This window comes from Streptomyces sp. NPDC001604, from assembly GCF_042893475.1.
Taxonomy (GTDB): domain Bacteria; phylum Actinomycetota; class Actinomycetes; order Streptomycetales; family Streptomycetaceae; genus Streptomyces.
In genome coordinates this window covers 1-22,959 of the sequence record NZ_JBIAUY010000005.1, presented here as the reverse complement: position 1 = coordinate 22,959, position 22,959 = coordinate 1, and the positions used below count along the sequence as shown (strand labels likewise).

23 protein-coding genes, 1 pseudogene and 1 riboswitch are annotated in these 22,959 nt (G+C 70.9%); of the genes and pseudogenes, 10 read left to right on the top strand and 14 right to left on the bottom strand.

Translation table 11 applies throughout. The annotated features are described in order from the left end of the window. Window positions 1-28: 28 nt before the first annotated feature. Together ACFY1E_RS16045 and hisN are read right to left on the bottom strand one after the other, a co-directional pair. Complete coding sequence (locus ACFY1E_RS16045) at window positions 29-421, bottom strand: CBS domain-containing protein (RefSeq protein WP_344405390.1); 393 nt, start codon at window positions 419-421, stop codon at window positions 29-31. Window positions 422-580: 159 nt separating this feature from the next. After that, complete coding sequence (gene hisN / locus ACFY1E_RS16040) at window positions 581-1,381, bottom strand: histidinol-phosphatase (RefSeq protein ID WP_389076090.1); 801 nt, start codon at window positions 1,379-1,381, stop codon at window positions 581-583. Between the two features lie 187 nt (window positions 1,382-1,568). Here hisN and ACFY1E_RS16035 point away from each other — a divergent pair, with 187 nt between their 5' ends. Further along, on the top strand, window positions 1,569-2,177 hold the full coding sequence (locus ACFY1E_RS16035) for a TetR/AcrR family transcriptional regulator (RefSeq protein WP_389076088.1): 609 nt from the start codon (window positions 1,569-1,571) through the stop codon (window positions 2,175-2,177). A gap of 194 nt (window positions 2,178-2,371) precedes the next feature. On the opposite strand, the gene ACFY1E_RS16030 is transcribed toward ACFY1E_RS16035, so the two are convergent. From ACFY1E_RS16030 to ACFY1E_RS16015, 4 genes are all read right to left on the bottom strand, one after another. After that, window positions 2,372-2,695 carry a DMT family transporter gene (locus ACFY1E_RS16030; RefSeq protein WP_389076086.1) on the bottom strand — a complete coding sequence of 108 codons (324 nt, stop codon included), beginning with the start codon at window positions 2,693-2,695 and terminating at the stop codon, window positions 2,372-2,374. A gap of 76 nt (window positions 2,696-2,771) precedes the next feature. Continuing rightward, on the bottom strand, window positions 2,772-3,782 hold the full coding sequence (rsgA, locus tag ACFY1E_RS16025; protein ID WP_389076083.1) for a ribosome small subunit-dependent GTPase A: 1,011 nt from the start codon (window positions 3,780-3,782) through the stop codon (window positions 2,772-2,774). A gap of 19 nt (window positions 3,783-3,801) precedes the next feature. Beyond that, window positions 3,802-5,118: a 3-phosphoshikimate 1-carboxyvinyltransferase gene (aroA, locus tag ACFY1E_RS16020; protein ID WP_389076082.1), complete on the bottom strand. Its 1,317-nt coding sequence runs from the start codon at window positions 5,116-5,118 to the stop codon at window positions 3,802-3,804. 133 nt (window positions 5,119-5,251) lie between these two features. Then, window positions 5,252-5,974 (bottom strand): M50 family metallopeptidase, encoded by a 723-nt coding sequence (locus ACFY1E_RS16015; RefSeq protein ID WP_389076079.1) that lies wholly within the window; start codon window positions 5,972-5,974, stop codon window positions 5,252-5,254. 105 nt (window positions 5,975-6,079) lie between these two features. Here ACFY1E_RS16015 and ACFY1E_RS16010 point away from each other — a divergent pair, with 105 nt between their 5' ends. The 8 genes from ACFY1E_RS16010 to def all read left to right on the top strand — a co-directional run bounded on the left by ACFY1E_RS16010 (window position 6,080) and on the right by def (window position 13,517). Beyond that, window positions 6,080-6,895 (top strand): SOS response-associated peptidase, encoded by an 816-nt coding sequence (locus tag ACFY1E_RS16010; RefSeq protein WP_389076078.1) that lies wholly within the window; start codon window positions 6,080-6,082, stop codon window positions 6,893-6,895. Window positions 6,896-6,914: 19 nt separating this feature from the next. Beyond that, complete coding sequence (locus tag ACFY1E_RS16005; RefSeq protein WP_389076929.1) at window positions 6,915-7,541, top strand: alpha/beta family hydrolase; 627 nt, start codon at window positions 6,915-6,917, stop codon at window positions 7,539-7,541. Window positions 7,542-7,797: 256 nt separating this feature from the next. Next, a complete protein-coding gene (gene sigR / locus ACFY1E_RS16000; protein ID WP_389076075.1) occupies window positions 7,798-8,481 on the top strand; it encodes an RNA polymerase sigma factor SigR in 684 nt (227 codons plus the stop codon). Continuing rightward, a complete protein-coding gene (gene rsrA, locus ACFY1E_RS15995) occupies window positions 8,478-8,780 on the top strand; it encodes a mycothiol system anti-sigma-R factor (protein ID WP_389076073.1) in 303 nt (100 codons plus the stop codon). Before sigR ends, rsrA begins: the two co-directional genes overlap by 4 nt. Window positions 8,781-8,920: 140 nt before the next feature. Further along, window positions 8,921-10,231 (top strand): HD-GYP domain-containing protein, encoded by a 1,311-nt coding sequence (locus ACFY1E_RS15990; RefSeq protein WP_389076927.1) that lies wholly within the window; start codon window positions 8,921-8,923, stop codon window positions 10,229-10,231. A 156-nt stretch (window positions 10,232-10,387) separates the two neighbouring features. Then, window positions 10,388-11,629, top strand: a complete 1,242-nt coding sequence (locus ACFY1E_RS15985) for an HD-GYP domain-containing protein (RefSeq protein ID WP_389076070.1) — start codon at window positions 10,388-10,390, stop codon at window positions 11,627-11,629. 107 nt (window positions 11,630-11,736) lie between these two features. Next, window positions 11,737-12,717, top strand: a complete 981-nt coding sequence (locus ACFY1E_RS15980; protein WP_123967367.1) for a hypothetical protein — start codon at window positions 11,737-11,739, stop codon at window positions 12,715-12,717. Window positions 12,718-12,866: 149 nt separating this feature from the next. Further along, window positions 12,867-13,517, top strand: a complete 651-nt coding sequence (def, locus tag ACFY1E_RS15975; RefSeq protein ID WP_389076067.1) for a peptide deformylase — start codon at window positions 12,867-12,869, stop codon at window positions 13,515-13,517. A 16-nt stretch (window positions 13,518-13,533) separates the two neighbouring features. On the opposite strand, the gene ACFY1E_RS15970 is transcribed toward def, so the two are convergent. Beyond that, a complete protein-coding gene (locus ACFY1E_RS15970; RefSeq protein WP_389076065.1) occupies window positions 13,534-14,499 on the bottom strand; it encodes a GlxA family transcriptional regulator in 966 nt (321 codons plus the stop codon). A gap of 93 nt (window positions 14,500-14,592) precedes the next feature. Here ACFY1E_RS15970 and ACFY1E_RS15965 point away from each other — a divergent pair, with 93 nt between their 5' ends. After that, entirely contained in the window at window positions 14,593-14,817 is a 225-nt protein-coding gene (locus ACFY1E_RS15965) for a hypothetical protein (RefSeq protein WP_389076062.1), read from the top strand. Here ACFY1E_RS15965 and ACFY1E_RS15960 read toward each other — a convergent pair. The 7 genes and pseudogenes from ACFY1E_RS15960 to ACFY1E_RS15930 all read right to left on the bottom strand — a co-directional run. Next, window positions 14,784-15,269: a hypothetical protein gene (locus tag ACFY1E_RS15960; RefSeq protein WP_389076060.1), complete on the bottom strand. Its 486-nt coding sequence runs from the start codon at window positions 15,267-15,269 to the stop codon at window positions 14,784-14,786. The genes ACFY1E_RS15965 and ACFY1E_RS15960 overlap by 34 nt on opposite strands. A 109-nt stretch (window positions 15,270-15,378) precedes the next feature. After that, complete coding sequence (locus ACFY1E_RS15955) at window positions 15,379-17,442, bottom strand: putative Ig domain-containing protein (protein ID WP_389076058.1); 2,064 nt, start codon at window positions 17,440-17,442, stop codon at window positions 15,379-15,381. Between the two features lie 237 nt (window positions 17,443-17,679). Continuing rightward, window positions 17,680-18,300 (bottom strand): nucleotidyltransferase family protein, encoded by a 621-nt coding sequence (locus ACFY1E_RS15950; RefSeq protein WP_389076055.1) that lies wholly within the window; start codon window positions 18,298-18,300, stop codon window positions 17,680-17,682. 44 nt (window positions 18,301-18,344) lie between these two features. Then, a complete protein-coding gene (locus ACFY1E_RS15945; RefSeq protein ID WP_389076054.1) occupies window positions 18,345-19,358 on the bottom strand; it encodes a ribonucleotide-diphosphate reductase subunit beta in 1,014 nt (337 codons plus the stop codon). Beyond that, the gene (locus ACFY1E_RS15940; RefSeq protein ID WP_389076052.1) at window positions 19,358-21,712 is read right to left on the bottom strand and encodes a ribonucleoside-diphosphate reductase subunit alpha; all 2,355 of its coding nucleotides are present in this window, start codon (window positions 21,710-21,712) and stop codon (window positions 19,358-19,360) included. The genes ACFY1E_RS15945 and ACFY1E_RS15940 overlap by 1 nt, the downstream gene beginning before the upstream one ends. A 123-nt stretch (window positions 21,713-21,835) precedes the next feature. Further along, window positions 21,836-21,995: riboswitch (cobalamin riboswitch) on the bottom strand. A gap of 32 nt (window positions 21,996-22,027) precedes the next feature. Next, window positions 22,028-22,528 carry a GNAT family N-acetyltransferase gene (locus ACFY1E_RS15935; protein WP_389076049.1) on the bottom strand — a complete coding sequence of 167 codons (501 nt, stop codon included), beginning with the start codon at window positions 22,526-22,528 and terminating at the stop codon, window positions 22,028-22,030. Window positions 22,529-22,602: 74 nt separating this feature from the next. Beyond that, window positions 22,603-22,959 (bottom strand): annotated as a pseudogene (locus ACFY1E_RS15930) (sodium:solute symporter); the annotation flags it as partial.

The following is a 22,959-nucleotide window of genomic DNA, read 5'->3' as shown; positions in this document are numbered from 1 at the left end:
AAAGTGGTTTTCCGGTCCCCCTTCGAGCTCAGGCGGGAACGTGCTGCCGTGCCGGTGCCCAGCAGCGGATGATGTCGCGGACCGAGACGATGCCGGCCGGCTCACCCCGGTCGAGGACGATGAGATGGCGGAAGCCGCCGTGGGCCATGGCGCGGGCCGCCTCCTCCAGCGTCCAGGACGGGGCGGCGAAGACGACGTCGTTGGTGGTGTGGTCGTGGGCGCGCTCGATGTCGGGGCTCTGGCCGAGGCCGACGGAGTTGAGGATGTCGCGTTCGGTGAGGATGCCGATACCGCCGGCGTCGGGGTCGAGGACCAGGGCCGCGCCGACCCGGCGGGCGGACATCAGGGCTGCGGCCTGGCGGAGGGTGTGGGCGGGGCCGATGGTCAGAACCACCGTGCTCATGGCGTCGCGGACGAGCATGGACTTCAGCCACCTCCAAGGAAATCCCACTTAGTTCCAGGATTCACAAGTTCACAAGTGGGGGGACTCTCAGAGTCGCAGGTAAAGCGGGAGTCAACAAGAGGGCGCGTGCTGCCAATTGAGGGCGCACGCGCTCATCTGTGCTTTTGTGTGTGCGCGTCAGTAGCGCTCGTTGAGATAACCCAGCAACTCGTCGTGCAGCAGGCCGTTCGAGGCGGCAGCGTTGCCGCTGTGCGGGCCCGGGCGGCCGTCCAGGCCCGTGAAGGTGCCACCGGCCTCGGTGACGATGATCGTGTTGGCGGCCATGTCCCAGAGGGAGAGCTCCGGCTCGGCGCAGATGTCGACCGAGCCCTCGGCGACCATCATGTACGGCCAGAAGTCGCCGTACGCGCGCGTGCGCCACACCTCGCGGGTCAGGTCCAGGAAGCCGCCCAGCCGGCCCTGGTCCTCCCAGCCGGACAGGGAGGAGTACGCGAAGGAGGCGTCCGCCAGCTTCGCGACGCGGGAGACCTGCAGACGGGAGGCGGAGGAGAGGCTGCGGCCGGTGAAGGCGCCGTGGCCCTTCGCGGCCCACCAGCGGCGGCCCAGAGCGGGCGCGGAGACGACGCCGACGACGGGCTCGAAGCCGGTCTCGCCCGCCTCCATCAGGGAGATCAGGGTGGCCCACACCGGGACACCGCGTACGTAGTTCTTGGTGCCGTCGATCGGGTCGACCACCCAGCGGCGGGGGCCCGTGCCCTCCAGGCCGTACTCCTCGCCGAGGACCGCGTCCCGGGGGCGGGCGCGCTGGAGCTGGCCGCGGATGAGCTCCTCCGCCGCCTTGTCCGCTTCGCTCACCGGGGTCATGTCCGGTTTCGTCTCGACCTTGAGGTCGAGCGCCTTGAAGCGGGACGTCGTTGCCGCGTCGGCGGCGTCCGCGAGGACGTGGGCGAAACGGAGATCGTCGAGGTAGTCCGGCATGGAACGAACGCTATCCGGCGAGGTCGCGGTGGGGCCACCAGGCCATGCTCACGGTTTGGCGGCACATTGCGGCCTTCGGGGGCGGCACACGGCGGCCGAGGGGCGCCCCCGCGTGCGCTCGCGAACCCTTGACAGTGCCCCTGTGCGCGTCAAATCTGGGCGCAGAGCCGCTCGCCCCAGGGAGGCGATGATGCCTGCAGCGCGGGAATCCCTACTGGACGCCGCGTACACGGCGCTGGCGCGCCGACCGTGGTCCGCCGTACGGATGGTGGACGTCGCTTCGGCCGCCGGAGTGTCCCGGCAGACCCTCTACAACGAGTTCGGCAGCAAGGAGGGGCTCGCCAGGGCGCTCGTGAGAAGGGAGGCGGACGGCTATCTCGCCGGCGTCGAACGTGCGCTCGCCACCCACAGCGACGCCCGGGACCGGCTCACCGCGACCGCCGAATGGACCGCGGCGACGGCGCGCGAGAACGCACTCGTACGGGCCATGCTGACCGGCTGCTGGAGTGAACGGCTGCCCTCGCCGACGCTGTCCGCGGTGCCGTCCTCCTCGGCGGTGCCGGCGCAGCGGCGGGCGGACGGCCCGCTGCCGTCGCCCGGCGACTTCGTGGCGATGGTCCGGGACCGTGCCGTGGCGGTGCTGTCGAAGCCGGGGGCGGTCAAGTCGGACACGGCGGATCTGGCGCGCTCCTGCGAGCTGGTGGTGCGGCTGGCTCTGTCCTGCGTGGCGGCGCCGCCGGGGGAGGGCGGGGTGGCGGACCTGGTCCGCACGGCCCTGCCCCGGCAGGTGGTGTGACGGGACGCAAGGTCGACGCGTCCCCGGATGTTCTTCCTCACGGTGGGAGGGGAGCCGCCGTCCGCTGCTCAAGTGACCGCTCCCGACGGCGACTTCGGCTGGTGAGTGATTGCACGGGTCGAGCGCACGCTGGGGGAACGGGAGTTGACGCGGACCGGCAGCGGTCCGCGGCCGCCCGAAGCCGTCCACGTCGTCTAGTGGGCGGACCCGGAGAGCTGGAGGCCGATCACGCCCACGATGACCAGGCTGATCGAGACGAGCTTCAGCATCGACACCAGGTCGCCGAGGAAGACCATGCCGTAGATCGCGGTGCCCGCCGCGCCGATGCCGGTCCACACCGCGTAGGCGGGGCCGACGTCCAGCTTCCTCAGGGACAGGGTGAGGAGGCCGAAGCTGCCCAAGGCGAAGGCGCAGAACGCGATCGTCGGCCACAGGCGGGTGAAACCGTGGGAGAGCTTGAGGCACACGGCGAAACCCGTCTCGAGCAACCCGGCCACCACTACCAGCAGCCACGCCATGTGCTGTCCTCCCGTATGTCCGGCTCGGTGCGATTATGCACTTACCGGGCTCGGCGCCTCACAAACACCGCGGAGGTCAGTCACCCTCCTTGCGCTCCCGCGTGGACAGCAGCCGACGCAGCGAATAGAGCCGGGCCGGGTCCGCATGGCCCTCGGCCACCCACGCGTCCAGCGCGCAGTCCGGCTCGTCGTGACTGCACGCGCGCGGGCAGCCCTCCGTGCCCGGTTCCAGGTCGGGGAAGGCGTGGATGACCCGGGACGGGTCGATGTGCGCGAGGCCGAAGGACCGCACGCCCGGCGTGTCGATCACCCAGCCGTCGTCGCCGCTGAGCGGGAGCGCCAGCGCCGAAGTGGTCGTGTGACGGCCGCGGCCGGTCACCGCGTTCACATGGCCGGTCAGCCGCCGCCGGTCCTCCGGGACCAGCGCGTTGACCAGGGTCGTCTTGCCGACGCCCGAGTGACCGACGAACGCCGTGATCCTGCCGTCGAGTTGCTCGCGCACCCGGGCCGCCGCGTCGCCGTTCTCCAACTCCTCGCGGCTGGTGACGACATAGGGGATGTCCAGGTCGCCGTAGAGCTCCAGGAGCTTGTCGGGCGGGGCGAGGTCCGACTTGGTCATGACCAGGAGGGGTTCCAGGCCGCCGTCGTACGCCGCGACCAGGCAGCGGTCGATGAGGCGTGGGCGGGGTTCCGGGTCGGCCAGGGCGGTGACGATGGCGAGCTGGTCGGCGTTGGCGACGACCGCGCGCTCGTACGGGTCGTCGTCATCGGCGGTGCGGCGCAGCAGCGAGGTGCGCTCCTCGATGCGGACGATGCGCGCGAGGGTGTCCTTCTTGCCGGAGAGATCGCCGACGAGGGCCACCCGGTCGCCGACGATCGCCGCCTTCCGGCCGAGTTCGCGGGCCTTCATCGCCAGCACGATCCGGTCCTCGACCAGACAGGTCAGACGGCCCCGGTCGACGGTGAGGACCATCCCCTCGGCGGCGTCCTCGTGCTTGGGCCTGATGTTGGTGCGCGGCCGGTTGCCCTTGCGGTTCGGGCGGCTGCGGATGTCGTCCTCGTCGGTGTGCTTGCCGTAGCGGCGCATGACTGGTCCTTGCCGTCCTCTACGCCCCGAGCATCCCGGCCCACATGTCGGGGAAGTCCGGAAGGGTCTTCGCCGTCGTCGCCACGTTCTCGATCTGCACGCCCTCGACCGCGAGGCCGATGATCGCGCCGGCCGTCGCCATACGGTGGTCCTCGTACGTGTGGAAGATCCCGCCGTGCAGCTTGCGCGGGCGGATGTGCAGGCCGTCGGCGGTCTCGGTGACGTCACCGCCGAGTTCGTTGATCTCCTTGGTGAGGGCGGCCAGCCGGTCCGTCTCGTGCAGCCGCAGATGGGCCACGCCGCGGAGGGTGGAGGGGGAGTCCGCGAGGGCCGCGACGGCGGCGATGCCCGGGGTCAGCTCACCGACCTCGCTCAGATCCACGTCGATACCGCGGATCGTGCCCGAACCGGTGAACTCCAGCCCGTACTCGGTCAGTTCACAGGAACCGCCCATGTCGGTGAAGATCTCCCGCAGCTTGTCGCCGGGCTGCGTGGTGCGGGACGGCCAGTCGGGGATCACGACCTTGCCGCCGGTCACCAGGGCGGCAGCCAGGAACGGCTGCGCGTTGGACAGGTCCGGCTCGATGGTCAGGTCCCGGCCGAGCAGCGCGCCCGGCGTCACCCGCCACACATTGGGCTCGCCGCCCGACTCCGGGGTGTCCACCTGGGCGCCGACCGCGCGCAGCATGTCGACGGTCATGCGGATGTGCGGGAGGGAGGGCAGGGAGCTGCCGATGTGACGGACCTCGACGCCCTGGTTGAAACGCGGGCCGGAGAGCAGCAGGGCGCTCACGAACTGGGAGGACGAGGAGGCGTCGATCTCCACCGGGCCGCCGTCCAGGGCGCCCCCGCCGTGCACCGTCAGCGGCAGCGCGCCACGGCCGTCGTCGTCGATACGGGCGCCGAGCACGCGCAGGGCGTCGATGACGCCGTGCAGGGGGCGCTCGTACGACCTCGGGTCGCCGTCGAAGCGGATGGGGCCGTCGGCGAGGGCGGCCACCGGGGGCAGGAAGCGCATCACGGTGCCGGCGTTGCCGACGTCGACCGTGGCCGGACCGTGCAGGCCGGTGGGGAGCACCCGCCAGGTCTCGCCGGTGCCGTCGGGGCCGACACCCTCCTCGATGTCGACGCCCATGGCCCGCAGGGCCTCGGCCATCAGCAGGGTGTCGCGGGAGCGGAGGGGGCGGCGCAGCCAGCCGGGCTCGCTCGCCAGCGCCGCCAGGACGAGGGCACGGTTGGTGACCGACTTGGACCCCGGCACGTGGACCGTCGCATCGACGGCTCCGCTCGCGAGGGGGGCGGGCCAGAGGGCGGTGTGTGCGGGGTTTGTGGCCATGGGGCCACTTTATAAGCAGGGGGTTGTGCAGGTCGTTGTACAGGTGCGGCGCCGTGGGGGTTGATCGCGCCCCGCGGCGGAGCCGCACATGTCAGAGTCCCGCGCCCCTGTGATGCGCCCCTTCGGGGCTGCATCACATCTCAAGAAGCCAGCGCCCCCCGCCTATCAGCGAGCACAGGCTCACCGCATGGAACAGGAACAGCCACAGCCACGCAGGTACGTGCGTCAGCCTGGACAGCTGGTCCGCGTCCGAGTCGCCCGCGACTCCGCGGCTCCGCTTCGCCTGCAGCTCGAAGGCCGGGCGTACGCCGCCCACCAGCAGGAACCACACCACCGCATAGGCGAAGGCCGCCTGGACCTGGGGGCCCGCCAGCCAGGAGACCAGGAGGAACGTGCCGCCGGTGAGGATCACCGTCAGGGCGCCGTACGCGTTGCGGATCATCACCAGCATGGCGACCAGCAGGGCCGTTGCCAGCCACAGCAGCAGCGTGATGTGGCCGACGGCGAGCAGGGCCGCGCCGCCGAGGCCGAGGAGCGGGGGAGCGGTGTAGCCCGCGGCGGCGGTGAGGATCATGCCGAGGCCGTGCGGCTTGCCGCGGCTGACGGTGAGGCCGCTGGTGTCGGAGTGCAGCCGTATGCCCGTGAGTTGACGGCCGGTGAGCAGGGCGATCAGGCCGTGGCCGCCCTCGTGGGCGATGGTGATGGCGTTGCGCGAGATGCGCCAGACGTTGTGCGGGACGACCACCGTCAGCGCGGCGACCAGGGTCGCGATCACCACCCAGAGGTCGGGGTCCGGCTGACTGCCGGAGACCTGGTCCCAGAGGGAGGCGAGCGAGGCGGTTGCGGTGGGGTGCATGTTCGGCGGTGGCTCCCTCGGGTGACAGTCAACAGGGGCTTGCGCGTGGCGCAATCGTTGAGGGGTGGTGGTCGGGCGACGGGTGGGCCTGGCAGTGTGGCACGTATGTGCGGACGGTATGCAGCGAGTCGTAGGCCCGAGGATCTCGCAGGAATCTTTGAGATCGAGAAGTGGGAACCCGAGGAGACCCTCGCGCCCGACTACAACGTGGCCCCCACCAAGGAGGTCTACGCCGTCCTGGACCGCCCCCTCAAGGACGCCGAGGACCCGCGGCCGGTTCGGCAGCTGCGCACGCTGAAGTGGGGCCTGGTGCCGTCCTGGGCGAAGACCCCCGAGGGCGGGGCGCGGATGATCAACGCCCGTGCCGAGACCGTCCACGAGAAGCCGTCGTACAAGCGGGCCTTCGTCTCCCGCCGCTGCATCATCCCCGCCGACGGCTACTACGAGTGGGTCACCGGCAAGGGCGAGCGGGACCTGGAGGTCGAGGGGAAGAAGAAGCGGCCCCGCAAGCAGCCGTACTTCGTGCTGCCCGCGGACGGGTCGGTCTTCGCGATGGCCGGGCTGTACGAGTTCTGGCGGGACAGGACGCTGCCCGACGACCACCCGCAGGCCTGGTGGGTGACCTGCTCCGTGATCACCACCGAGGCGGAGACGACACCGCTCGCCGTCGCCCCGGCCGAGGGCCCGCACGCGCTCGCCGACATCCACCCCCGGATGCCGCTGATGCTCACCCCGGACCGCTGGGACGCCTGGCTCGACCCCTCGCGCACCGACCCCGAGGACCTGCGGTCGCTGCTGGAGCCGCCGCCCGCCGGGCTGATGCGCGCCTACCCCGTCTCCACCGCCGTCAGCAACGTCCGCAACAACGGGCCGGAGCTGCTGAAGGAACTCGAGGGCCCCGAAGAAGGCACACTTTTCTGATGTGACAGATCTGACAGAAGTGACACAGGACGTCGAGACCGATGCCGGTCCGGCCCGCATCACCTGGCGCCACGCGGCGCAGCCCCGGCTCGTCCTCGCCGTCAGCCACGGCGCCGGCGGCGGCATCGGGGCACGGGACCTCCAGGCCCTCGGCCGGGTCCTGCCGGGACACGGGGTGACCGTCGCCCTCGTCGAGCAGCCCTGGCGGGTGGCCGGCAAGAAGCTGGCGCCCGCTCCCAAGACGCTCGACCTCGGCTGGCGCGGGATCTGGCCCGCTCTTGCCGGGCCCGGACTGCCGGTGGTCTCGGGCGGACGCAGCGCGGGCGCCCGCGTCGCCTGCCGTACGGCCGTCGAGCTCGGTGCCCGTGCCGTCCTCGCCCTCAGCTTCCCGCTGCACCCGCCGGGCAAGCCGGAGAAGTCCCGCGCCGAGGAACTGCTGGGGTCCGGGGTGCCCACCCTCGTCGTACAGGGCGGGAACGACCCCTTCGGACGGCCCGAGGAGTTCCCGAAAGGGCCGTACGAGCTGGTCGGGGTCCCGTACGGCGATCACGGGTTCGCCGTGCCCAAGCGGGCGGAGATCACGCAGGAACAGGCGCTGGAGATCATCACGGACGGTGTCGGCCAGTGGACCGCGTCACTCGGGTGACGGCGGGGAATGCCGCGCGGGTGGCCACTGTTGAGGCGGACAGAAGTGCTGGAGACCAGCACCGATCGTCGTGGGAGAGGAAGTCCGCCGCATGGGTTCGACCGTATGCCCGAGCCGCAGCAGCCGCACTGACCTGGACTGGACGGTGCTGACTGCGGCCAAGACCACCCCTATTCGAGGGGCGGCGGGGACGGGTCGTCGTCTATCCTCCGATTCTGGCGACACCGGTTTCGGTGCTGCCCGGAATCTTGAGGAGGTGGGTCCGGTCACTGGGATCGACGCAGGGACCGACAACGGCCAGGCGGAGCTGCCCGAGGGCCAGGGCGTCAGCGCGGAGTCGACCACGGAGCGCAGCGCGCGCTTCGAGCGGGACGCGCTCGAATTCCTCGACCAGATGTACTCGGCCGCACTGCGCATGACGCGCAACCCTGCCGACGCCGAGGACCTGGTGCAGGAGACGTACGCGAAGGCGTACGCGTCCTTCCACCAGTTCCGCGAAGGCACCAATCTCAAGGCGTGGCTGTACCGGATCCTCACCAACACCTTCATCAACTCGTACCGCAAGAAGCAGCGTGAACCCCAGCGTTCCGCGGCCGAGGAGATCGAGGACTGGCAGCTCGCCCGCGCCGAGTCGCACATGTCGACCGGTCTGCGCTCCGCGGAGTCGCAGGCGCTCGACCACCTGCCCGACTCGGACGTGAAGGAAGCACTCCAGGCGATCCCCGAGGAATTCCGCATCGCCGTGTACCTCGCCGATGTCGAGGGCTTTGCGTACAAGGAGATCGCGGACATCATGGGGACACCCATCGGTACGGTGATGTCCCGGCTGCACCGGGGCCGCCGTCAACTGCGCGGCATGCTCGAGGACTACGCGCGCGAGCGCGGACTGGTCCCGGCCGGCGCCGGAGAGTCGGACGAAGCGAAAGGCTCGGGCTCATGAGCTGCGGAGAGCCGCACGAGACGGACTGCAGTGAGGTCCTCGACCATCTCTACGAGTTCCTCGACAGTGAGATGCCGGACGTCGATCGCGACAAGTTCAAGCAGCACTTCAAGGAGTGCTCGCCCTGCCTGGAGAAGTACGGTCTGGAGCAGGCCGTGAAGAAGCTGGTCAAGCGGTGCTGCGGCCATGACGACGTACCGTCCGACCTGCGCGCCAAGGTCCTGGGGCGGCTCGACCTGATCCGCTCCGGACAGACCGTCCCCGAGCACGACGTCACCGCGACCCCGCAGGAGTCCTGAACTCCCCCGGACCTTCGTCCGAAATGCCTGGAACGGGCTGTCGTCACTCGAACGTGCTAATCCGCGGTTCATAAGCCCGCGGACGCCCCCCGGCCCGTCCTAGTCTCCTCACCCGGAGAGGTTCGGCCGGGAGGAGCATGATGGAGGCGGTTCCGGCAGGGGCACGCGCTTACGTCGCCTGTACGGTCCTCGGCGCGCTGCTCTGCCTGCTTCCGCTGCTCGCCGTCCACACCTCCTGGCGGGCGGTCGCCCTGCTCGCCCTGCTCTACGCCGGCTGTGAGCAGGCCGCCGCCCGATGGCGCTTTGCCGGAACGTTCTACCCGGTGCTGCTCGCCGGTGCCTTTCTGCTGCCGCCCCCGGCCGCCGCGCTGGTCGCGCTGCCGGGGGCGCTGCTGTCCCGGGTCGACCAGCGGCCGCGGCGGCTGCGGCGGTGCTGGCGCGCCGCCCAACTGGTGCTCGGCGTGTGGGCCGCGGGCCGGGTGCACTGGTCGCTCGGCGGGCGGGATGCGGTCGTCGCCTCCGACTTCCCCTGCGTACTCGTGCCCGCGGGCGCAGCGGTCCTGGCCTTCTGCCTGGTGCTGACCGCCCTCGACGGCGGGATCCGCGCGCTGGCCGAGCGGGTGCCGGTGCGGCGGGCCTGGCGCGGGCTGTTCGTACGGTCGCTGGCGCCGGTGGTGGTGCACGGTCTCGCCGGGCTGATGATGGCCGTCCTGTGGCGCAGCCCGTACGGGCCCGTCGCCGCGCTGCTGGTACTGCTGCCGATGTGCGTGTCCTGGTGGGTGTTCACGCAGTACCACCGGGAGCGCGCCGCCCACCAGGCGACGATCCGGGCGCTGGTGCAGGCCGTCGACATCAAGGACGAGTACACCCGCGGCCACAGCGAACGGGTCGGCCAGGCCTCCATGATGATCGCCCGGGAACTCGGCATGGACGACGAGCGCGTCGAGGTCCTGCGGTTCGCCGGGATCCTGCACGACGTGGGCAAACTCGGCGTCCCCACGCGGCTGTTGAGGAAGGACGGGCCGCTGACGCCCGAGGAGCGCCGGGTGATCGAGCTGCATCCCGAGTACGGCCACGAAATGGTGCGCGGAATCGGTTTTCTGGGCGAGGCCAGGGCCGCCGTGCTCCACCACCACGAACGCCTTGACGGCAGCGGCTATCCCTACGGGCTGCGCGGAAGCCAGATCCCAGAATCCGCCCGCGTGGTGGCCGTCGCGGACGCCTTCGACGCGATGACGTCCACGCGCTGCTACCGGCGTGCCCGGCCGGTCCCGGCCGCCCTGGAGGAGCTGGAGCGGTGCGCGGGGGCACAGTTCGACCCCCGCATGGTCGCGGCACTGGTACAGGCGCTCGCCCGGTCCGGCTGGCATCCCGCAGTCACCGCGGAGGAGCAGCCCCGCGTTCCCGCACCAGCCGCGGCCGTCTCCAGCCGACCGGGGGCCCGGGGGTGAGCGCCCGATGACCGCTGTGACGCGCCCCTGCGTGCCCGTGCCCGCCGGGATTGTCTCCAGTGGGCCGCGGGGGTGTGAGCGCCCGGTGGCCGGGGCGGAGCAGCCCCGTCTGCACGGGCGTGGGGTGGCCGTTGCCAGTAGGCACGGAGGGCTCGGATGAGTGGCCGGCCACCGCTCACGCTCGTCATCCACGCCTGTGCCGGCCTCCTCGCCGCCGTCTCCCTCGCCGTCACCCACCGCACCGGCCTGGAGGAGCGGCCCACCGCTCTCGCCTTCGGGCTGCTCGTCACCGTCGGCGAGCTCAGCCGCTGGACCGGTGCCCGGGTCAGGGAGGCCGCGCCGCTCGGGGCCGCGGGCGCGATGTCGTACGCCCTGCTCGGGGAGGATGCCGGGAAGCCCACCCATCACGGTGTCCCCCAGGTCGTCGCCGTCGTCCTCGCCGCCGCCCTCATCGGCAGTGTGCCGCACATCGCCCGCGGACGCGGACCCGTGCTCGACCACCTCGCGCGGCGCGTGCTGACCGTCGGATTCGCCGCCGTCTGCTTCCAACCCCTGTACAACCGGGGCGCGTTCGGCCAATGGCACGGCCCCGCCTATGCCCTGCTGCTCCTCGCCCTCCTCGCGCTCACCGCACTGTGCGACGCCGTGCTCGCCGCCGCGCTCGCCCACTCCCGCACCCGGTGGCCCTTCGGCCCGCTGCTGCGGGACGAACTGCACGCCCTCCTCGGCATCGGCTCCGCCGTGTGCGCCACGGGCGCGGTGATGGCCCTCGCGGTCGCCGTCGTCGGACTGTGGGCGCTGCCCGTGTTCTCGCTGCCGCTGCTGCTGACCCAGCTCTCCTTCAAGCGGTACGCGGCCGTGCGGACCACCTACCGGCAGACCATCACCTCCCTCGCCCGCGCCACCGAGATCGCCGGGTACACCCCCGCCGGGCACGCCCGCCGGGTGGCGGCCCTCAGCCGTGCCGTCGGACGTGACCTCGGGCTCACCCGGCCGGAACTGACCGTGCTGGAGTACGCCGCCCTCATGCACGACATCGGCCAGCTCAGCCTGGTCGACCCGGTGCCCGCGGGCGCCACCGCCGGACTGCCCGCGGCCGAGCAGCGCCGTATCGCCCTGCTCGGCGGGGCCGTCGTACGTCAGACCGGGGTCGACTCGGCGGTCGCCGTGGTCGTGGAGCGGCAGGCCGACCCCTACCGGGAGCAGCCCCTTGCCGCCCGGATCGTGCGGGCCGTCAACGCCTACGACGAGAAAGCACGCGACGCGGGGCCCGGCGGGCCCCTCACGGCGCTGGAGGAGCTGCGGCTCGCCACCGCAGGGGACTATGCGCCCGAAGTGGTGGAATCGCTGGCCCGGGTCCTCGCGCGGGACTGTCTGACCCTGCCTGCGGCTGGGTAACCCATGGGTAATGAGCGCCCTTCCAGCCGTACGTGGTTGGATGCGAATGAGAGGGTGTGTCCGGGGGCAGCACTAGCCAGCCCACTCCACGGAACTGGCAGGGAATCGTGAGGATCTTCGGCAAGGGACGGCACCGGCCCTCCGCCTCCTGGCGGCAGGCCACCGACCGGGCGTTCACGCTGATCGGCGACGGCCGGTACGAGGACGCGGGCGCTCTGTTGACACGTGCCGCCGACCTGGAGCCCTGGCTCTCCGAGTCCTGGTTCAACCTCGCCCTGCTGCACAAGTTCCGGCACGACTGGGAGCAGGCCCGCGCGGCAGGCCTGCGGGCCGTCGCGCTGCTCGACCGGGAGACCGGCGCCCCCGACTGGTGGAACGTCGGCATCGCGGCCACCGCCCTGCAGGACTGGCCGCTGGCCCGGCGGGCCTGGCAGGCGTACGGGCTGCGGGTGCCCGGGGCCGCCGCCGCGAACGGCGAGCCCGTCGGCATGGAGCTCGGCAGCGCTGCCGTACGGCTGTCCCCGGAGGGGGAGGCCGAGGTGGTGTGGGGGCGGCGGCTGGACCCCGCGCGTATCGAGGTGCTGTCGATCCCGCTGCCGTCGTCCGGGCGGCGGTGGGGTGAGGTCGTGCTGCACGACGGGGTGCCCCATGGCGAGCGGACGACCGCCGCCGGGCATGCGTACCCGGTGTTCGACGAGATCGAGCTGTGGGCGCCTTCGCCTGTGCCGACGTGGGTGGTGCTGCTCGAAGCCGCCACCGAGGCGGATCGGGATGCGCTGGAGCAGCTTGCCGCGGACGCGGGGTTTGCCGCGGAGGACTGGTCGTCCTCGGTGCGGCTGCTGTGCCGTATGTGCTCGGAGTCTCGGATGCCGTCGGATGAGGGTGACGGGGAGCATCTTGACCCCCATGACCACAGTGAGCCTGGGCATCCCGGGCCGCTGGGGCATCGGACCGACGGGCAGCTTTGGGTGCCTGAGCGGGAGTGTGGCGTGGCTGCTCCGGCTTCCCTGGTCAGGGGGCTCTTGGACGGGTGGGTTGCCGACAGCCCGGACTCCAGGGATTGGCGGGATTTGGAAGAGGTCTGCTGAGCGCCCCTGCCGACTGCGGGCTCGTCGTGGCTGGTCGCGCCCACGCGGCGAAGCCGCATATCGACACAGTCCCGCGCCCCTTGAGGGGCGCTTCCCCGTACCCTGTAGCAGCATCACACCCCTGTTTTCTAGGAAGGCATACGTCGGTCATGGCCCAGCAGGACACCGAGCAGCAGCACGGGGGCGTGCTCCCCGTCGACGACGAGGGGTTCGTCGTCGACACCGAGAACACGGAGGAGCGCGAGAACGCCTGGCGTGAGCGGGGCACCTCGCGGCCCATCACCGTCGTCGGGAACCCGGTGCTGCACAAGGAGTGCAAGGACGTCACCGAGTTCGGCGAGGAGCTGCAGCAGCTGGTCGCGGACATGTTCGCCTCGCAGCGCACCGCCGAGGGCGTGGGCCTGGCCGCCAACCAGATCGGCGTCGACCTGAAGGTCTTCGTCTACGACTGCGGCGACGACGAGGGCGTCCGGCACGTCGGTGTCGTCTGCAACCCCAAGCTGGTCGACCTGCCCGCCGAGCGGCGCCGCCTGGACGACAGCAACGAGGGCTGCCTGTCCGTGCCGACCGCGTACGCACCGCTGGCCCGTCCCGACTACGCCGAGGTGACCGGCCAGGACGAGAAGGGCAACCCGATCAAGGTCCGCGGCACCGGCTACTTCGCCCGCTGCCTGCAGCACGAGACCGACCACCTGTACGGCTACCTGTACATCGACCGCCTGTCCAAGCGGGAGCGCAAGGACGCGCTCAGGCAGATGGCCGAGAACGAGCCGCGCTACCCCGTCGTCGCGAACGACTGAGGCACCCGGTTGACGGTCAGGCGGCCGCCTCCGGGCCCCTGAAGGTGCGCCGGTAGGCGTTCGGGGTCGTCCCGATCGCCTGGACGAACTGGTGGCGCAGCGCGGCCGCGTTGCCGAACCCCGCCCGGCCCGCGATCGCGTCCACCGTCTCGTCCGTCCCCTCCAGCAACCGCTGGGCCAGCAGCACGCGTTGCCGCAGGATCCACCGGTAGGGAGTCGTCCCCGTCTCCTGCTGGAAGCGGCGGGCGAAGGTGCGCGGCGACATGTGGGCGCGCTCGGCGAGCTGCTCGACCGTGACCTCCTCGTCCAGGTGCCGCTCCATCCACACCAGCACCTCGGCGACCGTGTCGCCGTGCGAGCGGGGCAGCGGGCGCTCGATGTACTGCGCCTGCCCGCCGTCCCGGTGCGGGGGCACCACCATCCGCCGGGCGATCTTGTTGGCGACCTCCGGGCCCTGCTCCTTGCGCACGATGTGCAGACAGGCGTCGATGCCGGCCGCGGTGCCCGCCGAGGTGATCACCGGGTCCTCGTCCACGTACAGGACGTCGGGTTCGACCGTCAGCTGCGGGTACGCCCGCGCCAGCTCCTCGGCGTGGTGCCAGTGCACGGCGCAGCGCCGGCCGTCGAGCAGCCCGGCCGCGGCGACCACGAAGACGCCGGAGCAGACACTGAGGATCCGGGCGCCCCGGCCTGCCGCGCGCCGCAGGGCGTCCAGGAGCTCGGGCGGGAACTCCCGGGTCTCGAAGCAGGCGCCGGCCGGCACGGCGATCAGGTCGGCCTCCTCCAGCCGCTCCAGACCGTGCCCGACGTTCATGGAGAAGCCGGCGCGCGTGCTCAGCACCGGGCCCTCGGCCGAGGCGACCGCGAAGTCGTAGACGGGCAGTCCGTCGTCGCTGCGGTCGGTGCCGAACACCTCGCAGACGACGGCCAGTTCGAAGGGGTTCACACCGTCCAGGACGACGGCGGCGACGTTCTGCAGCATGCCACCAGTGTGCCCCGCTGGTGGCAGTATTTCGAGGGTCTACGGCAGTCCTGCCACTGTTTGTCAGGAGCTATCGGCGCGACAGTGGTGTCCATGGATACGGCACACCTCGAAGGACTGATCGGAATGCTGACCGTTCTCGCCCTCCTCGTTCTCCTGGTCCTCCCGTCCGTGCTCGGTATCGCGCGCGACCGTCGCATCGACCGGCAGATCCGCGAGGCCGAGCAGGCCCGCCGGCAGGCCGAGGACCGCGGCCCCGCGGGCCGTCCCGCCCGCCGGCCGCGCTACTTCACCACCACGGTGACCCACCACTCCTGAATCCCCAGGCACGAGACCCGGCCGGGCTGGGCGGCGCACAGCGGCCGCGTGGACTGCAGCCGGGTCTTCCCGTCCGCCACGGCCGTGAAGGCGGCGCTCGCATCCCCGGGCTGCAGGACGAAGCCGCTGTTGGTGGCCCGCAGCACCGAGCCGCTCGCGGTGACCGGCTTCCAGGGCCGCTTCGCGGTTCCGTCCAGGCTGATCCGGAGGGTGTCGCCCACCGCCATACAGACCGTACGGCCGCTGTCGGCGGCGCCGAGCGTCGACGACGTCGTGCAGCCGCCCGAGGGACTCGGTGTCGTACTGGCCGGCGGGCTCTTCCTGGGCGTGGGGGAGGACGACACGTGGTTGCCGTCGCCGCCCTTGCCGCTGTCGGTCTGGTTGCCGCAGCCGGCCAGGGCGAGGGTGAGTGCCGCGAGGGCGAGGGTCGTGTGGCGGATCGTTCGGCGCATGGGGGGCCTCCTCACCTCTGTGACGTGTGACCCCGACGTCCGGATCCACACCGGAGCCCCGGCCGCGGAGATCGCGGCCGGGGCCCGGGTCACACAGGATCGAGCGGGATCAGCTGGTCGTGACGGCGGTGTCGTCGACGACGAAGCTGGTCTGGAGCGAGGAGTCCTCGACACCGCTGAACTTCAGGGTGACGGTCGAGCCCGCGTAGGAGCTCAGGTCGAAGGACTTCTGTACGTACCCGGAGGCGGCGTTGACGTTCGAGTACGTCGCCAGGGTGGTCGAACCGGCGCTGACCGTCAGCTTGTCGTACGCGGTGGAGCCGGTCTCCGCGGTGTCGATGTGCAGGTAGAAGGTGAAGGTCGCCTTGCAGCCGCTCGGCACGGTCACCGACTGGGAGAGCGTGTCGGTGTGCGAGGAGCCGTAGCCGTCCAGCCAGGCGTAGTACGAACCGGCGTGCGCCGACTCACTGCTGGAGTTGGTGATGACTCCGCTGGACGCGGTCCAGGTGGTGTTGCCCGACTCGAAGCCGGGGTTGCCGAGGAGCTGCGTGGAGGAGCAGGTGCCGCCGCCGGAACCGACGGTCCAGCTGAAGGAGGTCGAGCCGGAGGCGCCGGTCGAGTCCTTGGCGGTGACGGTGACCTGGTAGGTGCCGGCGGTGGACGCCGTACCGGAGATCAGGCCGCTGGAGCTGCTGATCGACAGCCCGGTCGGCAGGCCGCTCGCGCTGTAGGTGAGGGTCGCGCCCGCGCTGTCGCTCGCCTTGATCTGCAGGCTGACCGAACTGCCGGTCGTCGTCGACTGGCTGCCCGGGTTGGTGACGGTCACCGTGTTGCCGGAGGTGCTGCCCGAGGTGAAGGCGGTGGTGCCGTTCGGGGTGCCCCAGCCGGTCGGGCCGTCGTAGCCGGTCTCGGCGGTGCAGAAGTACGCCGTGGAGCAGGAGCCGTTGCTGCCGCTGGTGACGTCGTACAGGTTGCTGGTGTGGGAGTACGGGTACTTCGCCGGGTAGTCGCTGGAGCCCGGGGTGCCGGCGAGGGCGTACACACCCGCGATGATCGGGGCCGAGGCGCTCGTACCGCCGTAGACCGCCCAGCCGGAACCGCCGTACGTGTCGTACACCGCGACACCGGTGGCCGGGTCGGCGACCGCGGAGACGTCGGCCTCCATGCGCTTGCTGCAGCCGCTGTCGGTCTGCCAGCTCGGCTTCGGGTCGTACGCGGAGCAGCCGGAGCCGGTGCCCTCGGTGGAGCTGGTGTGCCACACCGACTCGGTCCAGCCGCGGGAGTTGGAGGACGTGGACAGTGCCGTACCGCCGACCGCCGTCACGTACTGCGAGGTGGCCGGGTACTCGGCGCCGTAGGCGGAGTCACCGGCGGAGACGGTGATCGCTACACCCGGGTGCTTGAAGTACGAGGTGTCCTCGCTGGTCTGGGAGGAGGACTCGGAGCCGCCCCAGCTGTTGGAGACGAACTTCGCGCCGAGCGACACGGCCTCGTTCTCGGCGATGCCGAGGTCGGTGTCGTTCGCGGAGTTGGCCTCGACGAGGATGATGTTGCAGTTCGGGCAGACCGCGCTGACCATGTCGAGGTCCAGCGCCTCTTCGCCCGCCCAGCCGGTGTCGTTGGTGGGCAGCGAGGTCGTGGAGCCGGTCTGGCTGACCTGCTTGAAGCAGCCGTTGGCCTTGGTGCAGGAGGACAGGCCGTACGTCGAGCGGTAAGTGGCCAGGTCCGACTCGGCGTTGGGGTCGTTGTAGGCGTCCACCACGGCGACCGTCAGGCCGGAGCCGCCCGTCGACGGCAGGTTGTAGGCGCTGTGCAGGTTGGCCGGGGAGAGGCCGGAGGGCGCGGCGGCGGCGACCGCGGAGGCCAGCCGCTGCTTGATGTCGGTACGGCGCTGGGCGAAGCAGGACGCGTGACCCGGGGCGGCGGCGGCACACAGGTGCTGGGTCGGCACCTTCTGGCCGGCCTTGCCGGTCGAGTGGAACGTCTGCCGCTCGGGGGAGGTGAGTGCCTTGGCGTTCTGGGCGGTCCGGGTGGGGTGCGTCGCCGCGGGTGCCGCGGGTGCCGCGGGTGCCGCATGGGCCGGTGCGGCCACGAGGCCGGCGAGGCCGAGAGCGAGGGCGGGTATGGCGGTGGCCAGGAGTCTTCGCAGGCTCCGTCTGGGCTTCTCACGCATGGGGTTACTGCCTCCGTCGTTGGAGTGGGGTTCTCGACGCTGGTGGCAGGCCTGTGACGCGCGTAGCGGCGGCGGTGCGCGATGCCGTCATGGGCATGACACTTGAAACATCCTGAGCCGGTGTTGTGTGTACATGGCAGGACGGCCAGAAAGTAGCCGGAGGCGAGGAGCCCGGAACAGATGGGCCGGAAGAACTTTGCCGCTCCGTGGGAGGTCCATGGCCGTCCGATGGAGGCCCTATGGACCCGCCATGGACGAGTCCCGGCGAGGCCAGTCCAGGACGGTCAGTTCCGGCCATTGCTCGCGCCAGCGCGCGGCCTTGGCTTCGTATACGGAACGCGGGGCGAGCACCGGGTTGGGCCGCACGACGAGGTTGAAGACGTCGGAGAGGCCGTGCGGTGCGTAGACCCGCCACCGGCCGCCGGCCTCCAGCCGTACCCCCAGGCAGCAGGTCGTGGCGGCGAAGCTGTCGATCGCCGCCTCGCTCGACTCGTACGGCGGGCACGGCACCCCGAACTTGTCCTGGTACCAGAGGTGCACGCGTGCCTCGTTGCGGATCTCGACCTCGGCCGGGAGATCCGCGAAGATCTCCCGGCCGGCCTTGATCACGGCGTCCTCGGCCTCCCAGGACAGGTCGCCGGCGTCGAAGTAGAAGACGTCGTAGTCCTTGATGCCGGCGGTGGGCGGCCGGTCGGTGACGACGTTCCAGACGGTCTGGAAGAGGCACCCGGCGGTGAGGTACCAGCCGGGCAGCGTCATCGTCGCGGTCCGCTCCAGCACCTCGGTCAGGACGCCGTTGCGGGACAACACCCCACGCAGTGCGTCGAGTTGGTCATCGAGAGGGCGGCGGCTGATCACCCTCCTGGCTTACCACAGGCGGGGCCTGCCGCAGCCGGGAGCCGTCAGAAGTCCTCGTCCAGGTCGACCGTGCCCTCCACCGCCACCTGGTACGCCGAAGGGCGGCGCTCGAAGAAGTTGGTCAGTTCCTGGACGCCCTGCAACTCCATGAAGGAGAAGGGGTTCTCGGAGCCGTACACCGGGGCGAAGCCGAGGCGGGTGAGGCGCTGGTCGGCGACGCACTCCAGGTACTGGCGCATCGACTCGGTGTTCATGCCGGGCAGACCGTCCCCGCACAGGTCGCGCCCGAACTGCAGCTCGGCCTCGACGGCCTCCCGCAGCATGTCCGTCACCTGCTGCTCGAGCTGGTCGTCGAAGAGCTCCGGCTCCTCCTTGCGGACGGTGTCCACCACGTCGAACGCGAAGGACATGTGCATCGTCTCGTCGCGGAACACCCAGTTGGTGCCGGTGGCCAGGCCGTGCAGCAGGCCCCGGCTGCGGAACCAGTAGACGTACGCGAAAGCGCCGTAGAAGAACAGGCCCTCGATGCAGGCCGCGAAGCAGATCAGGTTGAGGAGGAAGCGGCGGCGGTCGGCCTTGGAATCCAGACGGTCCAGGGAGTCCACCGAGTCCATCCACTTGAAGCAGAACTGGGCCTTCTCGCGGATGGAGGGGATGTTCTCGACGGCCGCGAAGGCGGCGGCGCGGTCCTCCGGGTCGGGGAGGTAGGTGTCCAGGAGGGTCAGATAGAACTGGACGTGCACCGCCTCCTCGAACAGCTGCCGGCTCAGATAGAGCCGTGCCTCGGGGGAGTTGATGTGCTTGTACAGGGTCAGGACCAGGTTGTTCGCCACGATCGAGTCGCCCGTCGCGAAGAAGGCGACGAGCCGGCCGATCAGGTGCTGCTCGGCGGGCGTGAGCTTCGCGAGGTCCGCGACGTCCGAGTGGAGGTCGACCTCCTCCACGGTCCAGGTGTTCTTGATGGCGTCCCGGTAGCGCTCGTAGAAGTCCGGGTAGCGCATGGGGCGCAGGGTCAGTTCGAAGCCCGGGTCGAGCAGGTTCTGGTTACGGGTGGTCATTACTGGCAGGCCTCGCAGGACTCGGGGTTTTCCAGGGAGCAGGCGACCGCTTCGGGGTCGGCTGCTTGCTGCACGGGGACGGTCGCCCGGGCGGCGCGGGCGATACGGGTCGCCGGGCGGGAGCGCAGGTAGTACGTGGTCTTGAGGCCCTGTTTCCAGGCGTACGCGTACATCGAGGAGAGCTTGCCGATCGTCGGCGTCTCCAGGAACAGGTTCAGGGACTGGGACTGGTCAAGGAACGGCGTGCGGGCCGCCGCCATGTCGATCAGGCCGCGCTGCGGGATCTCCCACGCCGTGCGGTACAGGGCGCGTACGTCGGCCGGGATCCAGGCGAAGTCCTGCACCGAGCCGTTCGCCTCGCGCAGCGCCTCACGGGTGCGGGCGTCCCAGACGCCGAGCTCCTTGAGCTCCTTCACCAGGTAGGAGTTGACCTGGAGGAACTCGCCGGAGAGGGTCTCGCGCTTGAAGAGGTTGGAGACCTGCGGCTCGATGCACTCGTACACGCCCGCGATCGACGCGATGGTGGCCGTGGGGGCGATCGCGAGCAGGAGCGAGTTGCGCATGCCGACGGCGGCGATGCGCTCCCGGAGGGCCGCCCAGCGCTCCGGCCAGGTGAGTTCGGTGTCGTAGTGGTCGGGGTGCAGGACACCGCGGGCCGTGCGGGTCTTCTCCCAGGCCGGAAGCGGGCCGTTGCGTTCTGCGAGGTCGGCGGATGCCTCGTAGGCGGCGAGCATGATGCGCTCGGCGATCCGGGTGGACAGGGCCTTCGCCTCCGGTGAGTCGAAGGGCAGGCGCAGCTTGAAGAAGACGTCCTGGAGGCCCATCGCGCCCAGGCCCACGGGGCGCCAGCGGGCGTTCGAGCGGCCCGCCTGCTCGGTGGGGTAGAAGTTGATGTCGACCACGCGGTCCAGGAAGGTCACGGCCGTGCGGACCGTCTCGTCCAGCCGTTCCCAGTCGATGTCCCCACCGGCCACGAACGCGCCGAGGTTGACCGAGCCCAGGTTGCAGACCGCCGTCTCGCCGTCGTTCGTGACCTCCAGGATCTCCGTGCAGAGGTTGGAGGAGTGGACGACATGGCCCGGCTCGGCGGTCTGGTTGGCGGTGCGGTTGGCGGCGTCCTTGAAGGTCATCCAGCCGTTGCCGGTCTGCGCGAGGGTACGCATCATGCGGCCGTAGAGGTCACGGGCCGGGATGGTCTTCTTCGCGAGCCCCGCGTCCTCTGCCTTGCGGTAGGCGGCGTCGAACTCCTCGCCCCACAGGTCCACCAGCTCCGGCACGTCCGCCGGGGAGAACAGGGACCACTGCGCGTCGGCGTTCACGCGGCGCATGAACTCGTCCGGGACCCAGTGCGCGAGGTTCAGGTTGTGCGTACGGCGGGCGTCCTCACCGGTGTTGTCGCGCAGCTCCAGGAACTCCTCGATGTCGGAGTGCCAGGTCTCCAGGTAGACGGCGGCCGCACCCTTGCGTCGGCCGCCCTGGTTCACGGCGGCGACCGAGGCGTCGAGGGTCTTCAGGAACGGGACGATGCCGTTGGAGTGGCCGTTGGTGCCGCGGATCAGGGAGCCACGGGCACGGATGCGGCTGTATGACAGGCCGATGCCGCCGGCGTGCTTCGAGAGGCGGGCGACCTGGTGGTAGCGGTCGTAGATGGAGTCCAGCTCGTCGAGCGGGGAGTCGAGGAGGTAGCAGGACGACATCTGGGGGTGGCGGGTGCCGGAGTTGAAGAGGGTGGGGGAGGAGGGGAGGTAGTCCAGGCGGCTCATGAGCCGGTAGAGGGCTTCGACTTCCTCGAGTGCGCGCGTGGTGTCGTCCTCGGCCAGTCCGCTCGCCACCCTCAGCATGAAGTGCTGGGGCGTCTCGATGACCTTGCGGGTGATGGGATGCCGGAGCAGATAGCGGCTGTGCAGGGTGCGCAGGCCGAAGTAGCCGAAACGGTCATCGGCCTGCGGGTCGACGAGTGCGTCGAGGCGGTCGGCGTGGACCCGTACGAACTCCGCCGTGCGATCGGCGATGAGGCCCTCGCGGTGGCCGACGGCGACGGACTCGGTGAAGGACCTGACGCCCTGGGAGGCGGCCTCGGCGGCGATGCCGATCGTCAGCAGCCTGGCTGCCAGCTGCGAGTAGGCGGGGTCCTCCGAGATGAGGCCGGCGGCCGCCTCGGTGGCCAGTTCGCGCAGCTCCGTCTCGTCCGCGCGGGCGGACCGGCCGCGCAGCGCGGCGGCGGCGACCCGGCCGGGGTCGGCGTCGGGGAGGTCGGCGGTCAGCTCGGTCAGGGTCCGCAGCAGCGCGGTACCGGGACCGTCGTCGGCCACGGCGGCGCTGGCTGAAACCGGGTCTGCTGGCGCGATGGTCACGTGAGGCTCTCCCTCGCTCGGCACGGGGGCCTTGCGGAGGGCAGGGGGCAGGCACGAGCGCACACGGCGTCGCGTCCACCGGCCCACTCCACGAGGCCCGGACGTCAATGCACCCGGGCCGGATGGGCCGGGCGCACTGTCGGCAGGTCCTCGGACTGACGCCCATATGTGTGCGAACACGTATGGGTACACCGTTGCGGGACAGTTCCGGATTCACACCGGATTCCCCTGCGGCGACAGCGAGCATGAGCATACATCTTGTGCCGGGTGTGGGTAGCACCCCCATATGTTGTGTCGTGGCGACTTCGGAGCGTGTCAGAACGTCAACTCATAGGCGAGGAGGGTGAAGTCCTGACCCGGGATCGGCTTCCAGTCGCGCTCGGGGGCGCGGACGAAGCCGGCGCGTTCGTAGATGCGATGGGCGGCGTGCATGACCGGCTGGGTGCACAGGACGATGCCGGTGCGCTCCGCGGCTCTTGCCCGGTCGATGCAGGCGCGTACGAGGGCTTCTCCGGCGCCTCGGCCGCGGGCTGCCCGGTCGACGGCGAGCATGCGTATCTCGGCCTCTCCCGGGCCGGCCAGATCCGCCATGGGGCCGGCGGACGGGACGTAGGTGACGCCGCCGATCGGCCGGCCGCCCAGCTCGGCCACCAGCACCTCGGCGGCGGCCGCCCGCTTGGCGACGTCCCTCAACTCGGCCAGATACCAGTCGCTTTCCCCGAAGGTGAGCAGGCCGTCCTGGAGATAGGCCTGAGCGGTGATCTCGCCGAGGGCCTCGTAGTCACCGGGTTCCGCCTGCCTGATCACGATGTCCATGGTCCCGAGTCTGCCGGACGGGTACGACAACGGGCCGCCGGATTTCTCCGACGGCCCGCTGATCGCCGTATCCGTTAGTGGGACGCGCCCGCCGTCGCCGGCGGCAGTTCCACCTGGACGCCCGGGTCGCCCGCGTCCGCCGTGTAGTCGTCCGGCTTCGTCTCGTCGACGCCCTCGGGGGCCTTGAGGGCCTTCAGGACGAAGGTGAGCACCACCGCGACCACCGCGTTCAGCACGAACGCCGTCAGGCCGATGTAGCCCATCTCGTCGAGGCCCGGGATGTTCGCGTTGGAGCCGCCGAAGTGCTTCTGGCCCGGGTTGGTCGGGGAGGCGACGCCGTAGGCGGCGAGGGTGCCGTAGACCATGCCGACCGCCCAGCCCGCGAGCAGCGCCCAGCGGTGGAACCAGCGCGTGAACAGGCCGCCGACCAG

What these genes read in the sequence shown, in the direction of transcription:
- ACFY1E_RS16045 (WP_344405390.1), bottom strand. Translation starts at nt 421, where the DNA reads ATGCTCGTCCGCGACGCCATGAGCACGGTGGTTCTGACCATCGGCCCC.
- hisN (WP_389076090.1), bottom strand. Translation starts at nt 1,381, where the DNA reads ATGCCGGACTACCTCGACGATCTCCGTTTCGCCCACGTCCTCGCGGAC.
- ACFY1E_RS16035 (WP_389076088.1), top strand. Translation starts at nt 1,569, where the DNA reads ATGATGCCTGCAGCGCGGGAATCCCTACTGGACGCCGCGTACACGGCG.
- ACFY1E_RS16030 (WP_389076086.1), bottom strand. Translation starts at nt 2,695, where the DNA reads ATGGCGTGGCTGCTGGTAGTGGTGGCCGGGTTGCTCGAGACGGGTTTC.
- rsgA (WP_389076083.1), bottom strand. Translation starts at nt 3,782, where the DNA reads ATGCGCCGCTACGGCAAGCACACCGACGAGGACGACATCCGCAGCCGC.
- aroA (WP_389076082.1), bottom strand. Translation starts at nt 5,118, where the DNA reads ATGGCCACAAACCCCGCACACACCGCCCTCTGGCCCGCCCCCCTCGCG.
- ACFY1E_RS16015 (WP_389076079.1), bottom strand. Translation starts at nt 5,974, where the DNA reads ATGCACCCCACCGCAACCGCCTCGCTCGCCTCCCTCTGGGACCAGGTC.
- ACFY1E_RS16010 (WP_389076078.1), top strand. Translation starts at nt 6,080, where the DNA reads ATGTGCGGACGGTATGCAGCGAGTCGTAGGCCCGAGGATCTCGCAGGA.
- rsrA (WP_389076073.1), top strand. Translation starts at nt 8,478, where the DNA reads ATGAGCTGCGGAGAGCCGCACGAGACGGACTGCAGTGAGGTCCTCGAC.
- ACFY1E_RS15990 (WP_389076927.1), top strand. Translation starts at nt 8,921, where the DNA reads ATGGAGGCGGTTCCGGCAGGGGCACGCGCTTACGTCGCCTGTACGGTC.
- ACFY1E_RS15985 (WP_389076070.1), top strand. Translation starts at nt 10,388, where the DNA reads ATGAGTGGCCGGCCACCGCTCACGCTCGTCATCCACGCCTGTGCCGGC.
- def (WP_389076067.1), top strand. Translation starts at nt 12,867, where the DNA reads ATGGCCCAGCAGGACACCGAGCAGCAGCACGGGGGCGTGCTCCCCGTC.
- ACFY1E_RS15970 (WP_389076065.1), bottom strand. Translation starts at nt 14,499, where the DNA reads ATGCTGCAGAACGTCGCCGCCGTCGTCCTGGACGGTGTGAACCCCTTC.
- ACFY1E_RS15965 (WP_389076062.1), top strand. Translation starts at nt 14,593, where the DNA reads ATGGATACGGCACACCTCGAAGGACTGATCGGAATGCTGACCGTTCTC.
- ACFY1E_RS15960 (WP_389076060.1), bottom strand. Translation starts at nt 15,269, where the DNA reads ATGCGCCGAACGATCCGCCACACGACCCTCGCCCTCGCGGCACTCACC.
- ACFY1E_RS15955 (WP_389076058.1), bottom strand. Translation starts at nt 17,442, where the DNA reads ATGCGTGAGAAGCCCAGACGGAGCCTGCGAAGACTCCTGGCCACCGCC.
- ACFY1E_RS15945 (WP_389076054.1), bottom strand. Translation starts at nt 19,358, where the DNA reads ATGACCACCCGTAACCAGAACCTGCTCGACCCGGGCTTCGAACTGACC.
- ACFY1E_RS15935 (WP_389076049.1), bottom strand. Translation starts at nt 22,528, where the DNA reads ATGGACATCGTGATCAGGCAGGCGGAACCCGGTGACTACGAGGCCCTC.